Annotated in this window: 15 protein-coding genes; 2 read left to right on the top strand and 13 right to left on the bottom strand. The window is 38.0% G+C overall.

From position 1 onward, the window contains the following. Positions 1–76: 76 nt before the first annotated feature. The 7 genes from BI291_RS09490 to rppH form a co-directional block, all read right to left on the bottom strand. Positions 77–424, bottom strand: coding sequence for a hypothetical protein (locus BI291_RS09490; protein ID WP_074498520.1), 348 nt, complete (start codon positions 422–424; stop codon positions 77–79). Positions 425–683: 259 nt separating this feature from the next. Continuing rightward, positions 684–1,418 carry a CPBP family intramembrane glutamic endopeptidase gene (locus tag BI291_RS09485; protein WP_074498519.1) on the bottom strand — a complete coding sequence of 245 codons (735 nt, stop codon included), beginning with the start codon at positions 1,416–1,418 and terminating at the stop codon, positions 684–686. A 413-nt stretch (positions 1,419–1,831) separates the two neighbouring features. After that, positions 1,832–2,017, bottom strand: a complete 186-nt coding sequence (locus BI291_RS09480; RefSeq protein WP_074498518.1) for a hypothetical protein — start codon at positions 2,015–2,017, stop codon at positions 1,832–1,834. A gap of 411 nt (positions 2,018–2,428) precedes the next feature. Next, a complete protein-coding gene (locus BI291_RS09475) occupies positions 2,429–3,280 on the bottom strand; it encodes a thymidylate synthase (protein ID WP_074498517.1) in 852 nt (283 codons plus the stop codon). Between the two features lie 56 nt (positions 3,281–3,336). Continuing rightward, complete coding sequence (locus tag BI291_RS09470) at positions 3,337–4,131, bottom strand: sulfite exporter TauE/SafE family protein (RefSeq protein WP_074498516.1); 795 nt, start codon at positions 4,129–4,131, stop codon at positions 3,337–3,339. Positions 4,132–4,188: 57 nt separating this feature from the next. Then, complete coding sequence (gene ptsP, locus BI291_RS09465) at positions 4,189–6,465, bottom strand: phosphoenolpyruvate--protein phosphotransferase (protein WP_074498515.1); 2,277 nt, start codon at positions 6,463–6,465, stop codon at positions 4,189–4,191. Positions 6,466–6,627: 162 nt separating this feature from the next. After that, positions 6,628–7,125 carry an RNA pyrophosphohydrolase gene (rppH, locus tag BI291_RS09460; RefSeq protein ID WP_074498522.1) on the bottom strand — a complete coding sequence of 166 codons (498 nt, stop codon included), beginning with the start codon at positions 7,123–7,125 and terminating at the stop codon, positions 6,628–6,630. Between the two features lie 156 nt (positions 7,126–7,281). Here rppH and mutH point away from each other — a divergent pair, with 156 nt between their 5' ends. Beyond that, positions 7,282–7,959, top strand: coding sequence for a DNA mismatch repair endonuclease MutH (gene mutH, locus BI291_RS09455; RefSeq protein ID WP_074498521.1), 678 nt, complete (start codon positions 7,282–7,284; stop codon positions 7,957–7,959). Between the two features lie 22 nt (positions 7,960–7,981). Further along, entirely contained in the window at positions 7,982–9,403 is a 1,422-nt protein-coding gene (locus BI291_RS09450; protein WP_175573106.1) for a diguanylate cyclase, read from the top strand. Here the strand turns inward: BI291_RS09450 and BI291_RS09445 are convergent. The 6 genes from BI291_RS09445 to BI291_RS09420 form a co-directional block, all read right to left on the bottom strand. After that, positions 9,396–10,274 (bottom strand): D-hexose-6-phosphate mutarotase, encoded by an 879-nt coding sequence (locus BI291_RS09445; RefSeq protein ID WP_074498513.1) that lies wholly within the window; start codon positions 10,272–10,274, stop codon positions 9,396–9,398. The two genes, BI291_RS09450 and BI291_RS09445, sit on opposite strands and share 8 nt — an antisense overlap. A gap of 152 nt (positions 10,275–10,426) precedes the next feature. Further along, positions 10,427–11,656: an amidohydrolase family protein gene (locus tag BI291_RS09440; RefSeq protein ID WP_074498512.1), complete on the bottom strand. Its 1,230-nt coding sequence runs from the start codon at positions 11,654–11,656 to the stop codon at positions 10,427–10,429. A gap of 11 nt (positions 11,657–11,667) precedes the next feature. After that, positions 11,668–13,050 carry an amidohydrolase gene (locus BI291_RS09435; RefSeq protein WP_074498511.1) on the bottom strand — a complete coding sequence of 461 codons (1,383 nt, stop codon included), beginning with the start codon at positions 13,048–13,050 and terminating at the stop codon, positions 11,668–11,670. 222 nt (positions 13,051–13,272) lie between these two features. Beyond that, positions 13,273–13,854 carry a protein-methionine-sulfoxide reductase heme-binding subunit MsrQ gene (gene msrQ / locus BI291_RS09430; protein WP_074498510.1) on the bottom strand — a complete coding sequence of 194 codons (582 nt, stop codon included), beginning with the start codon at positions 13,852–13,854 and terminating at the stop codon, positions 13,273–13,275. An 8-nt stretch (positions 13,855–13,862) separates the two neighbouring features. Next, entirely contained in the window at positions 13,863–14,870 is a 1,008-nt protein-coding gene (msrP, locus tag BI291_RS09425) for a protein-methionine-sulfoxide reductase catalytic subunit MsrP (protein WP_074498509.1), read from the bottom strand. 110 nt (positions 14,871–14,980) lie between these two features. After that, positions 14,981–15,529, bottom strand: a complete 549-nt coding sequence (locus tag BI291_RS09420; protein ID WP_074498508.1) for a DUF2058 domain-containing protein — start codon at positions 15,527–15,529, stop codon at positions 14,981–14,983. Positions 15,530–15,558 lie beyond the last annotated feature (29 nt).

Here is a 15,558-nt window from a genome sequence, read left to right as displayed (position 1 = left end):
CACATGAGAGTCTGGGTAACCTGCCGCCGGCAGTTTACCGAGAAAAACTGGAAAATTCTAATTTAGAACTGTGTCATTAATGGGGAAGTGGACACGCCCACTTATTCTTAAACGATAAATCCCAAGATACATTAATACTTCTTAAAAAGTTGAATATACTGATTGTTGATTTTTCCATAGGAATTACATTATTTTCATCATCAGTTATTTTGATTTCTACCTTAAACATTTTTGAAGTTGTATCGATAACTAGTTCACCATCATCTGTCATAATTGAAAATTTTTCTTTTATTTTTATGATGTTATTATCGCGATTCACTCTAAATATTTCTTTACCGCGACATAGTAGAATAATAGAAACATCGCTAAACCAAAAATTTAGTAAGGTATACTTTTCACCTCTAAAATCAAATGTGTATTTCACAAAGCCTCCTAAGAAATCGCCCTAACTTTTGTTCAAGTGATGTTTTCATGTTTTAAACAAAGTGACTTAGTGCCTGTTGATTTTTCACGTTTATTTTTGCAGCAGTTTAATAGTATTTAGACAAGGCATTGCGATTAACGTGTGGTTATTCCACATGAAAAAGCAATAACGACGTATAAATGACAAAAAACGCTGCCCTTTGGGTTCAACAACATTTAATCTCGAAAGATCAACACCCCCTAGTGAAAGAGTAAGATAATTAAAAGTAAAATAATTCAATGATAACCAAACTATTAAGCAATATATGAATTACAATCGTATAGCTAGTATTTTGGGTTTTATAACGAACAAAACCTAACAATAAACCTAAAAAGAATATATAAATTAAAGTAGACACATTGTCATATTTCGTATGAATTGCAGTAAATATAAACGTAGTAATGACTAATGCTCCAATATCCCCTAGTTTAGTCTGCTTTATTTTGCTATAAAGCCAACCACGAAAGATTAACTCCTCAATAATGGGGAAAACAAAAGAAGTAGTGGCGATAATAAGCACAAACATAGCTAAGCCATCATTAGCGGCTTGCACATCAAGCATAAAATTTTCAGCTGGTAGATTTAGTACAACACCCAATAATGTTGATACACACACAAAAATAAAAACAACAGCTAACCACTTCATTAACTCTTGGCGATTAATTGAATGAACAGCCCAATAATCTAGTCGTTTCGTCCAATTATTTCCATGTGTTGCCTTAACCAATATATATATATTTATTAATGATGATATTAGTGACAATATTAATAAGACAGGAATACTATTAATCCAATCATAAAAAGCTTCTAGGGAATAGTTACCCTTTTGCTGGATACCAAAGTAAATATCAAAAAAAATACTAAGTACAGTTGGCGTTAAAATTAATAAAGCTAATAACCAAAGTGATGTATTAAATAAACTCGTCAATGAGTTCTTGGTTTGTGTACTATTCATTATTACTTCTGTTGTCAAAATTGTGAATATATTGTCGATTAGATTTAAAGTTGTTTAAATACCATACCTGCACTGCCGCTGGTAAAACTAATACTCATTTTCTGTATATCATTAACCGTACTAATTTTAATTCTCTAATTGAATAAAAATAAGCCGATAATAATTCCATATGATCTTTTTAAAGCAATCAACTGCCCTTCTTAAAAAAAAGAATATACCAAAGGCAAAAATAGAGCGGCAATAAAACTTAGCAAGACTCCCAATATATAAGAAAAAAACACAAAATCTGCTTTTCTTAAAATGGTAATTTTCTCATCGAAGTACACGGCTAAAATCAACATACAAAGAGATACTAAATATTTAAACACCTTATTCTATTAATCCCCTCAATTTTAAGTTGAAGGGTTAATCTACTAGAACAACTTACGGTAATAATAACGGGCGCTTGCTGAAGCTGAAGCCCAAGATTTCCTATGATGATCATTAATTCCTTTTGCTCCGCCTACTGACTCATATAAATATGCACCAACCGCTCCCCAACCTAAACCTCTAACACCACCATCTACTTGTTCAATTTCATTTACGTTTAATTCACGCATAATATTACACTCCTTGTATCCAGCATTTTTAATAAATAATACTGGTTTGTTAATTGACTCATTCACACCATGAGAATGAGCGGTTAATTAAGCCGACATTAGTAGTTTTGAATACCGTAAACTCAAGTCTGCTGCTCTTATCTCCTGAAAAACATTTAATATGAAATCTGACAGAAAAATCTTCATACAACTTGATTGCAATACTGGTTTCTCATCATCAGAAATCAGTACGGTAATCCATATTCAGAAGATAGGGTCAAAGGTAGAATGGACAATTAAAGGTGGCAATTTAAAAACATTGTAAAAAGCTTGTATAAATGTTGGCTAGGCATTTAGCGCATTAAAATGCCTTATGTATCGCCAACATTGTATTTTCAGTGAAGTGAATAAAAAATGGAGAGAGTTTAGCTGTTAAACACTAAAAGGGTAAGCGATGGCTTCATGATGTTGATAGCCTTTAACCGTAAAGTCGTCCGTTGTTACCCATGTTTCCAAATCTTTTAACGATTTAATATCAGGATTAATTTCAAGCTGCGGTGAAGCAAACGGTTCTCTGGTTAATTGTACGTCACGTAGTAACGGCAGTTGATCTTCATAAATATGCGCATTGACTATTTTATGGTAAGCCTTACCAGGTTTATGACCAGTAATTTGTGCCATTAACGCTAAAAAGGTAAATACTTGAACTTGATTGAAGTTTAAACCCAGCGGCACATCGCACGAACGTTGGTAACTGGTTAAATAAAGCGTATCACCTAACAAAGAAAAGGTGTGAGTATGCATACAAGGGCGTAAACAACCTAAATCAAATTCTCCAGGATTATAAAAGGTAATAATTTCACCACGATCATCAATACCGTTAGCAAGGTTATCAACCACTTTTTTAAGCTGATCTAACGGGGTACCGTCAGGCTTTTGCCATGCACGTCCTTGCACACCATAAACCCTACCCATATCATCTTCACCTTTGCGATAAGGGTTATTCAACCAGGCGTCATTATCATTTGCATTGGCGTTCCAGGTGTTACAGCCTATTTCACGAAATTGTGCCGCGTTACTGTAACCACGTAAATAACCAAGCAATTCAGCGATGGCGGCTTTATAAAAACTTTTTCGTGTTGTAATTAGCGGAAATTTATTACCAGCCACATCGTACTCTAAATCTGCGTTGATCAACGTTAAGCACTTTTTACCTGTGCGCTCATTCGTTACCCACTGCCCTTGTTCGATAATGTTTTTACATAACGCTAAATATTGTTTCATGGCTGTTAATGACTCTTACTAATGTTCCATTCTTTACGGTGATTGTACGCTATTTTTTAACGAAAAATCATTCTTATCGCCACGAGAATTAAAAAACCAGCAAACATTCGTTGTAAATAACGAACGGGTAATTTACCCGCTAGCCTCACCCCATAAGGCGCAAATAATGAAGACGTTAATACAATACCTAACAAAGCAGGTAAATAAATATAACCTAAACTCCAATGCGGTAAATTTGGTTGATCTAACCCCGTGATAATAAAGCCCGCGGCGCCAAATAAAGCTACCACTAAACCACATACCGTTGCTGTGCCAATAGCATGACGGATAGACACCGAATAATAACTTAATAAAGGCACTAATATAGCACCACCGGCTATACCCATCATGCTAGAAATGCATCCAGTACCGAACCCCATAGCACGAATAGTATGATCACCTGGTAAAGGTTTGCTCTTTTGTACTTTTATAGAAAACAACATGTAAGAGGCCAAAATAATAACCGCAGTAGCAAAAATATAGGTTAAAACCTCTGTAGAAAGTGAATCAGCCACATAGGCTCCTGATATGGCGCCTAAAGCTATCATTACCATAAGTTGTCTGGCCAGCGGCCAAGGAATGTTACTATTTTTATGATGAGCAAAGCTTGCTGAAGCAGAAGTAAAAACAATTGATGCTAAAGATGTTGCGATAGCGATAGGCATCACTAACTCTGCATTTACGCCTAGTAACGGCAATAAATACACCAAGGCAGGTACAATGACTAAGCCACCACCTATGCCAAGTAATCCTGCTAGAAAGCCTGCAATACATCCTAATAAAGCACAAGAAATAACGACATTTATAAACATGTTTGATTTCCAATAATAGGCACGAAGGCAACGAAGAAAACAACAATAAAAGCAAGACTACATACCAGCGCGAACAAAACCACCCAAGTTCAATAGTTCAAGTTGTTCATTAAGGTAATCAATAACCTGTTGGGTATCGGAAAAAGTAAGAGCTTTTGATAATATTGCTTTTGCAGTTTTATACTCTACATGACGAATAACCCATGTTATTCGTGCAACATTATGTGAGTTCATACTTATTTTATCATAGCCCATTGCGAGCAATAATAAAGCGCCGGCTGGTTCACTTGCTAATTCTCCACACAAGCTTAATGGTACCATAAAACGCTGAGATTCTTGAGCTATCATATTTAATGCTTTTAACACCGATGGGTGATATGAATTATATAAATTTGCAACACGTGCATTATTTCGATCAACCGCGAGTAAATATTGTGTTAAATCATTGCTGCCGACAGAAAAAAAGTCCACCTTCTGTGCTAGTTCACCTAATTGAAAAATAACACTGGGTACTTCAATCATAATACCTATTTTAGGTTTAGGTAATGATTTACCTTGTTCAAACTCAAGCTCAGCAGAGAGCTCATAATAAGCCTGATTAATCAATCGTATTGCTTCATCAACCTCCACTATGCTCGAAATCATCGGTAACATAATTTCTAAATTACCAATGTTAGCGTTAGCGCGTAACATAGCTCGCACTTGCAATAAAAATATTTCAGGATGATCAAGGGTAATACGAATACCTCGCCAGCCAAGAAATGGGTTATCTTCAATAATAGGAAAATAAGGTAAAGCTTTATCACCACCTACATCTAACGTACGCATGGTGACTACTTGCCCAGAGAAAGCTTGTAAAACTTGCTGATATAATACTGTTTGCTCAACCTCAGAAGGAAAGCAGCTTTTATTCATAAACGGAATTTCAGTGCGATATAAGCCAATACCATCAACACCAGTCGTTTTAGTATGTTCAAATCCTGAAGATAAGCCTGCATTTAATAACACAGCTATCGTTTTACCATCTGGCGTTTCAGCAGGTAACCCTTCAACTTCTTTTACTTTAGCGGTAAGCGCTGTTTCTTCAGCAATTAGATGCTCATATTCTCTTATGAGCGCATCATTAGGCGCAACGAAAAGTTCACCAGTATAGCCATCAATAATGCACATTGATTGGTCAACTTTCTCTAATGGGATACGGTTTACTCCCATTACAGCAGGAATTGCTAATGCTCGTGCTAGAATGGCAGCATGTGAATTATTTGAACCTTGCAGGGAAACAATGCCTTTTAACCCTAAATGCTGATATTCAGCAACTAACGCTGCAGTCACATCTTCTGCCACTAAAATAAAGGATTCAGGCACCGCTTGTACGGTTGTGTTTAATACCTTTAAGTTATATAAAATACGATTACCTAAGTCTTTAATATCACTCGCACGCTCTCGAAGATAATCATCATCTAAACCCTCAAACTGAACTACGTAACCGTCTATTACCAGCCTTAGAGCACTTTCAGCAGTCCAACCTTGAGCAATTTTTTCACTGACTTCTTTACCAAGATTTGCGTTATCCAATAGCTGTTTATACATATCAAAGATATCTAAGCTATTATCTGCAATGCTACGAGCAAGCTCTTTCGTCATTCGTTCAAAGTCAGCACGCGTTGACTTAACAGCCTTCAAAAAACGTTGCTGCTCGTGAACTACATCATGAGTTTGCTTCAAAGAGACACTACGAAGTTCAATATTAGGTTGCATCGAAAAGATGGGTGCCATCGCAACACCTGAAGAGCCTGCAACCCCTTTAATTGAGGAAACCCATTGGCTATTGCCTTGCTGCTTAGTCAGTATATCTGTTGCTTCTGCACTGGCTATTGCGGTGGCAATTTGTGCAGCAAGAGTAACAATAAAGGCTTCTTCCGTTTCTGTAAAATAGCGTGCTTGTTCTTGTTGAATAGAAATAACGCCTAACACTTTGCGTTGATGAATAATGGGTGTGCCTAAAAAAGCATTGAACTTATCTTCTTTCACGGCTGGAGCATGCACAAAATGCGGGTGTTGACGAGCATTAGCGATATTTAGAGGTTCTTCACGTTGGGCAACCAAACCAATAAGCCCTTCGCTAAAGCCTAATGTTGTTTGTCCTAACGACTCTTGAGCAAGACCATCAGTGGCCATTAAAATAAAGTGTTGTTTTTGATGATCCGCCAAATATATTGAGCAACAGTCAGTGCGCATCACCGTTTTTATTTGCGTGACAATACGCGTTAGCGCACTATCAAGTGCACTATCTTGGCTAAACTCCAGTACTATTTTACGTAAACTGGTTAACATCTGAAACGCTTATACTCCTACGGTTATGAATGGGCATTGCTGGGTATTACTCCAATCAGCCATTAACGCCACCGACAAAATATACGAACAAATAATACCCCTAAAAAGAAAAATAGCCCACTGGATCAAAAGTGAGCTATTTCAATTCATACATAGTTATAACTAATTTCGACGCTTTCGACGAGGAATTGCAAACGTTGTGTTAGAGAATTCTTTCATCACTTTACGATAAACGTCTCGTTTAAATGCAACTACTTGCCTTACAGGGTACCAATAACTTACCCAGCGCCAATCATCAAACTCAGGGTGATTTGAGTGCTCTAACTCAACAGCAGACTCTTTCGCAGTGAGTTTGAGTAAAAACCACTTCTGTTTTTGACCTATACAAACAGGTTTGCTTTCATGTCGGATCAAGCGCTTGGGTAACTTATAACGCAACCAATGTTTTGTCGTAGCCATCAACTTAACATGTTCTGGCTTTAAACCGACTTCTTCATATAACTCACGATACATGGTTTGCTCTGGTGTTTCGCCTTCATCAACCCCCCCCTGAGGAAATTGCCATGAATGCTGACCAAAACGTCGTGCCCAAAATACTTGTCCCCTGTCATTAATTATAACTATGCCGACATTGGCTCGATAGCCTTCGGCATCTATCACAGGACTTCCTAGAAAAATTTCACTATAAACTGATTCTTCCACAATAAAGTTCGATGAGCAAATAGAAAAATCAACGAATGTTAAATTTCCAGATATGTCTTGCGGCAATTGCTGCTCTTTCAGATAATAATAAGTAAATAAATGACACTTATTATTATGCAAAAACCTAATCCCCCAAAAACAGAAGAAGAATTACTTGCACGTGCCCAACGTATTGCAGGGCTATCATTAGGTGAAATTGCTCAACAATATGGTATTGCAGTACCTTCAAATTTGACTAAAGAAAAAGGTTGGGTGGGTTTGCTATTAGAACATGCATTAGGCGCTAGTGCGGGTTCAAAACCTGAACCCGACTTTACTGAATTAGGCATTGAGCTAAAATCTATTCCAATCAATCAACAAGCAAAACCTTTAGAAACTACCTTTGTTTGCGTTGCCCCACTCACAGGTTTAGTTGGTAATACATGGCAAAATAGTCATTTAAAGCATAAACTAACCAAAGTATTGTGGGTTCCTGTTATTGCTGAGCGAGAAATTCCTGTGGCTGAACGTATTGTATGCACACCTTTTTTATGGTGTCCGAGTGATTACGAAGAACAGTTAATGGCACAAGACTGGCAAGAACTCACCGATATGATAGTGTTAGGGGAAGTCGAAAAAATTAATGGTAAACATGGTCAAGTGTTACAATTAAGGCCGAAAGCTGCCAACAGCAGCGCGAAAACAAAAGCATATGACTATGAAGGAAAACCATTTATGACCTTACCTAGAGGTTTTTATTTGAAAACCGCATTTACTCAATACTTAATTAATCAACATTTACGTGTAATATGAGTTAACCACCGCCATGAAGTTTATGCGCAAATTTGAAAGATACTTGTCTGCACTATTCTTATTTACCATTATCACTTTATTACTCACTTCTTATTTCACTTTTAAAGAGGTGATAAACAGTTATAACAAAAACCAATATCAATCAATTATCCCGTTATTTTCAATCGTTAACACTGAAATTATTCGACCACTGAATACTGCATTTTTTATTGCTAATGACCCTTTATTAATTGATTTAATTGATCAAGAGCAAGTCAGTAAGAGCCGTTTACTGACTTATTTACGCACCATGTCTATAAGGCATAATGTTGTTACTTTTCTTGCACTTGAAAAGCATGATATTGATATTGATTCTAACGGCGAAGTACTTTCTTTATCAAGCGATAAAGCAGAATGGTATCACCGTTTAAAAGCGCAAGAATACACGCAGTTTGCTGACATAGGTAAAGCTGAAGATCCGCACCTATTTTTTGATATTAAGCTGTTTAACGCACGAGATGAGTTTCTCGGTTTTGCCGGTGTTGCGATAGATCTCGACCATTTTGCAGACGCCTTTTCTGAGTATAGAGAGCGCTTCGGCTTTGAATTAATTTTTGTAAACGAACAAAATGAAGTAACACTATCATCTAATCATTTAATGAAAACTGAAAGCCACCACCGTCAAGACGAAATCATTCATGTTAACGATCTTGACTGGTATCAACAGATGATAAAAAACGGTGGAAAACAACTTGCTAATTCAATTATTGCTTACTCCGATGGTAACAGAGTAATTTCTCAAATGCCTTTACCTGCTTTAAATTGGCGTATGTTTATCATTTCGCCACCCGCTTCTGAACAACAAGAATACTGGACACTATTTTTGACTCGAATCGGTATATTTTTACTGATTATTATCGTGTTATATTCAGTCTTCATTGGCGTTGTTGATTATTTCAAAAAAAGATTAGTTGAGAGTTCAGAAACAGACTTTCTCACTAAGCTTCCTAATCGCAGTTACTTAACATGGAAATATGAAGAGTTATCTTGCGAGCACGATAATATTTGTGTGGTGATCGCCGATATTGACCATTTCAAAGAAATAAATGATCAATATGGTCACGTCGTTGGTGATGCTGCTTTACAAGAAGTGGCCCGCAAACTTGAAGCTTGTTTACGAAATGAAGATATCTGTGGCCGCTGGGGAGGAGAAGAATTTGTTATGATCCTCCCCGATATATCATCAGAACAAGCTATTGAAATTATTGAACGCATGCGTGAAAGCATTGCAAATAACGCCTTTAGTCATTCAAGTATGAGTCAATCATTTAACATCACAATAAGTTTTGGCCTTTGCCATAAAAACAGTGGTAATCAATCACTCGATAACTTAATACAGCTAGCTGATACCGCGCTTTATCAAGCGAAATCTAAAGGTCGAAATCGTACTGAATACGTTAAATAATTTCTATCTGTTGGCTTACCGCCTTAGATTGGCCAGCCTCAATTGACACCCACTGAGTGTTTGCTGCCTCGAGGCAGACATATTCAGTTTCACCACCTTGATGTACATCTGCCATGGTCGCCGCTATCTCTCTACCTGGATTCCAAACAACCCATTGTTGGCAATCATTACTGGTTACTTTTATAGTACGTTGCCAACCGGTGTCTTTGATCAACTGCTCAGTATTATCATAATAAATACGATCAAGTGGGCCCACACAATTCACTAACTCGTCTATTTGTTGTTTCTTGCCAGTAATTTTATCATCAAAATGTACTCCTTTAAGCTGAGGAAGTTGCACATTTTTAGGATCACTAACAGCAAAATAGCTATGTAAGGCGTGGCCAAATTTTAACGGTAACTCTCCTGTATTTTTGATCGATAACCGTTGAAATAAATTATTTGAAAAAATTAAGGTTTGTTCAACCTCAAACGAGTGTTGCCACGCTGAATGTCTATTTTCTCCTTTAATGCTTAACACTAGCGTAATAGCTTCTTGTGTAATTGAACATGACGTTACTTGCCAATCACTGGTTCGTGCAAAGCCATGATTTCCTAGATTATTGCCTTGTTCATCTATCAAGGGGCCGAACCATGGCCAACAAATAGGAATTCCCCCTCTAATTGCTTTTCCTGTTTGATACTCAGCTTTATCACTTAACCAAAGAACAGCACGTTGATTGGTTGGCTGCCAACTAAGTACATGACCACCATAAACACTGACTTTGGCCTGACACAAAGGATGTTCAATCAGTAAAATAGCGTGTTCGTTAGCAAGTTGTTGTTGGCTAATGCTTGCGTAGTCAGTTGATTTTAAAAGCGTAAGGCTCACAAGGTATACCTAATTAAGTGTTAAAGTTTAAGTGTATCAAAGCATAGAATGGAAGAAAGTATAAAAGTATTCAGTGCATACAAAAAAAGCCAGACAAATTTGTCTGGCCTTAATAATATATTACGTGGCAGTTAGCACACGTATAACACTAATTACTTCACGTATGCTCTAGGCATATTCGTTTCAGCCGTGTAACGATCACGTAGTGCGTCTTGACGGCTCAATGTAGATGTTTCTACACCATCAATCCACATTTGTTCAACACGTGTGCTTAATTCAAATGGGTCACCGCTCCATAATACTAGGTCTGCTTTTTTCCCAACCGCAATACGACCAGCATCAATATTGAACGCATCTGCAACGTTAGCCGTGACTGCTTTTAAAGCATTTTCTTTTGAAACGCCGTTTGCTACAGAAATTCCCGCATCAAAACGAAGCATGTATAGATTATGTGTATCACCACTTACCGAATAAGCAACATTAACACCAGCATCAAACAAAGTACTTGCACTTGCTAAAGTGCGGTGCAGTGCATCAAAGCTAGGCAAGTTGTTAATTGCCCCCATAATAACCGGCACTTCTGCCTGCGCAATTTCATCTGCAACACTAACGGCATCACCAGCACCCGCAATCACTAAATCGAGAGAAAACTCTTTTTTAAGCGCGAGTAAAGCGAGAATATCTGTTGCACGATCAACATAGGCTATCATCGGTTTTTCACCGGCTAATAACGCATTAATTGCTTGGTCGGCACGCTTTGGCTTTTTCGCGTCTTTTTTATCCTTTTTCGCTTTCGATAATGCCTCTTTCGTATCTTGTAATTTATGACGAAGTTTTTGAATTTCCATGGCACGAGAGCCTTTACGCTTTGCACCTAAGTCAACAATGACGGCAACATCAGTCATACGTATGCTATCAAATTCACCCGATAAGTCAGCGAAGAATGCCTGGCCTTTAAACATATCATCGCCACCACGAGGAACCGATATATTGGTTGTAATTCCACCTTTTCGCGTATAAGGAATAACCGTAGATTTCGGGTTAAATGCCGTACTAGCATCAAAGGTTATGTTTGCTTTTTTCTCGCTAGAATCGCGCGTGCTTGACACCGCCGATACTTCAACTAAACCAAGCTGGTTCATTGAACCGATAAATCCTGGTGTCAGTGTTTTACCGCCAGCATCTATAGAGGTATCAGCATTAACAGTTTCAGGATTAATCGCAGTGATCACTCCTTCATCAAAAACAACAGTAGCGTTCGTTAACACTCCTTGTTCTGTCATGGTATGAATCGTTGCGTTAGTTACAGCAATGCTTTCTGCATATGCTGAGGCAGTGCTAGTAAGTGCTAACGTTAATAACGAAGCTTTAAATAATTTCATGGTCATTCTCCTTACTGCTGGCCTAATGAAAAATCACTAACGGCTTGATATTTATCATCAAAACGGTCATAAACCTTTGCGCCATCAATAAATACTTGTTCCGCTTGGGCATAAACACTAAACGGGTTGCTATTCCAGATCACCACATCAGCACTCTTACCTGATGCTAAACTACCTGTTTTATCTTCAATACCAAGTGATTTTGCTGCATTGGCGGTGATCCAAGTGATCGCATCTTTTGGCTTAATATCAAAGCCATTTTCATTGGCACGATACATCACTTTACCGGCTTCTTGGTTTAAACGTTGAATGGTAGTCGCTGAATCTGAATGTACAACCGCACACGAATTGGCTTTACTATCAACCACGGCAACATTTTCTTGGATCATGTCGTAAGCTTCCATTTTAAAGCCCCACCAATCTGGCCACATTGCTGCACAATTACCATTCTCAGCAAGTGTATCCGCAATCTTGTAAGCTTCTATAGCATGGTGGAATGTACCTGCGTGGTAACCAAACTCTTTTGAGAGATCGATCATCATCGCCATTTCTTCCGCTTTGTAGCAATGGTTATGAATTTTTATCTCGCCATCAAGCACACCTTTTAGCGTATCAAGTTCAATATCTCTAGCGGGTGCTTCTGAGTTTTTACCTTCAGCATAGTCTGCTTCATATTTATCCCATGCGCGTTTATATTCTACGGCCTCGGCCCAAGCCATACGGTAACCAGCCATGTTACCCATTCGTGTGGCAGGGGAAACTTTTTTCGAACCGTAAACACGTTTTGGATTTTCACCACAAGCCATTTTTAAACCATAAGGCGCATCTGGAAATTTCATCCCTTGCATAGTGTGACTAGGTACATTACGTAAGGTAACCCCTCGCCCACCAAATAAATTTGCCGAACCTGGTAAAATTTGTAAGGTCGTAATACCACCTGCACGAGCCCTATTAAAACCAGGATCTTGCGGCCAAACACTGTGTTCTGCCCATACTTCAGAGGTATTTGGTTGTGTTGCTTCATTGCCGTCAGAATGTGACTCAGCTGAAGGGCTTGGATATACCCCCAAGTGCGAATGTACATCGATAACACCAGGTGTTACCCATTTACCTTTCGCATCGATAATGACAGCACTATCTGCAGAAAGCGAAGCACCTACTTGGCTAATTTTCCCATCAAGCATGAGTACATCTGCATTATCTAAACGCTCTCCAGTGCCCGTTAATACGGTAGCATTGCGAATAATGGTTGTTTGCTGAGGAAGCACTTGATAAGTGCTCGGATATGGATTTTTATTAATCTCTACTTTTTCATCTTGTTTTTCTGACTGAATACACGCCGTCAAAGACACTGAAATAGCAGCAACTAATACCGAAGGTATAAATTTTTGCATGTGAGGTTCCTGAACAAAAAATGTTATTAACTAACATTTGTAAATTTATCGTTATATTTTTATCACCGTAACATTATTACGTAGTGAAGCTTTCGACAAGTGCATTTTTTCGCAATTGTATCAAAGTGCGACAAGACGTTTAATTTTAACGATAAGTAACCAGCACAAGATGTGTAGACAAGAAGAATTGATTGAAATTACAATATCAAATGTTATTTGCTATTAAGAGTTTAAGAATTTACGCTTCCTTAAAAAGAGTAAAATAGTGATAATCACTCCGTAAATAACCGGTTCAGTCACACTAGCTTTCACCGACCAATAAAAGTGTATCCCCCCAAGTAAAATAGCAAAATATACCCAGTTATGCAGTTTTTGCCAGCGCCTTCCCATACGCTTTTTAACCACTGACCATGAGGTGATAGCTAACAGCACTAGGATGATAAACGCTACCATACCTACTGTGATGTATGGTCGTTCAATAATCTCTTCAAAAAATAGCGCAAGGTTAAATTGAATTTCAAATGCCCAAAAACTCAACACATGGCATAGTGCATATAGAAAAGCATACAAACCAATTAATCGCCTATTTTGCATCAAAAAAGGCTTCTTGATGTACTTTGTTAATGGCGTAACGGCTAAGCTTAGTATTAGTAAATTTAATGCGCCAATACCGGTAAAATGTAACACGTACTCGACAGGATCTGCACCCAGCTGATCTGTGATGGCCATATAATAGACATTGATTAATAATGTTAAACTTATCGCGTGAATCAACACCTTTAACGTAAGTGTATCTCTTCTCATAACAACCTTTAAAAGTGTTTTGTTAAGTTCATATTTCGATATAGTTCAGCAACTTGCTCACCATAGCCATTAAATGGCAAAGTCTCTATGCGATTTCGAGCAAACAAGCCTCCGGTGGTTAATCGCCGTTCGCTAGCTTGGCTCCAGCGAGGATGATCAACGTTAGGGTTAACATTAGCGTAGAAGCCATATTCATTTGGCGCCAAAATATTCCAGGTTGTTGGCGGCATTTTTTCAACCAAACGAATGCTAACGATTGATTTGATACTTTTAAAGCCATACTTCCAAGGCACTACTAAGCGAATCGGCGCGCCATTTTGCGGCGGTAATGTTTTTCCGTAAAGCCCTACCGATAACAACGTTAAATCGTTAACGGCTTCATCAATTCTCAACCCTTCAACGTAAGGGTAATCAATACCGCCACCCATACGACGACTTGCCTGACCAGGCATTTGCTTAGGATCATATAACGTTTGAAAGGCAACAAACTTCGCTTTTGATGTTGGTTGCACTTTTTTCAACAAATCAGCAAGCGGAAAGCCTATCCAAGGGATCACCATGGACCATGCTTCTACACAACGAAACCGGTATATACGTTCTTGCAACGTAAACATTGATAACAGCTGATCATAATCTAAGGTAATCGGTTTTTCACACTCGCCTTCTATTCGAAGTTGCCAAGGGTTAACCTGTAGCTGTTGAGCATTTTCTACTGGATCTGATTTACTGGTGCCAAATTCATAAAAATTATTATGAGAAGTGACTTTTGCTTCTGGCGTTAACGTTTCATCAAGAGAGATCCTTTTTTCGAACGTTAACGGGGTTGTTTTAAAAGGTGAGCGTTCTTTTTCACTTGAAAACCAATCAAGTGCTGATGCTTGAGAAGGCGTTGCTAATAAACCCGTAGCACCTACGAAGCCAAGCTGCTTTAGCATAGTACGACGCGCTAAATAAACATTCTCATCTGTAACACTATGCTCCGGAAGATTAACGGCGCTGCTAATCGATTTTTTCATAACCTGCCTTGCCTCAATAATACCAATGAATATAAATACATTACTACGAATGAACTAGCCAATGAGTTCATTCGCATATTATTAGACCTGACTTTAGTAAAATATATTCGCTACCACATTAAATCATCTGGAATTTGATATTCAGCGTACGGGTCGTCTTCATCAACATCACTGGTAACTTTATCGTTTTGCACCAACAACACCTCTGGAGCTAATGCAGCCACTTTGTCGGCGGTTTCAGAGGTCACTAAATACGTTGTTTCGTCAACACCACACAAGGCTAAGCGGCCATTGACTAAGGCATCATAACTTGTGTTATCTAAATGCATTTTTTTAATTTTATTGTTAAAAGTATAGTTATATACTTTCTCACCATCGACGCCTGTTACTTGATGATGCTGTAAAATTTGTACAATTCTCAGCTTATCTTCTTTTTCTTTTAATGCCTGTTGACGTTGGGCATTTAATGCTGAATCTTTTATTTGTTTTTCTTGTTGTTGCTTAGCTAAATCTTGCTGCACTTTCTCTTGTAAGCTAGCTTCAACTTGCTGCCCACTTTTTTGCTGCTTTTTCTTTTTCCGTCTTTCCGTGTTTGCTTTACGCGCACTTTGTTTGGTGGCAAGGCCGGCTTTTAATAGTTGATCTTGTAATGAAGACATGATGTTCTCAAAAATAATTAAGTTTTCGC

The organism is Thalassotalea sp. PP2-459, from assembly GCF_001913705.1.
GTDB lineage: Bacteria > Pseudomonadota > Gammaproteobacteria > Enterobacterales > Alteromonadaceae > Thalassotalea_C > Thalassotalea_C hakodatensis.
The sequence above is the reverse complement of the archived record's forward strand: the minus strand, read 5'-3'. Positions and strand labels throughout refer to the sequence as shown.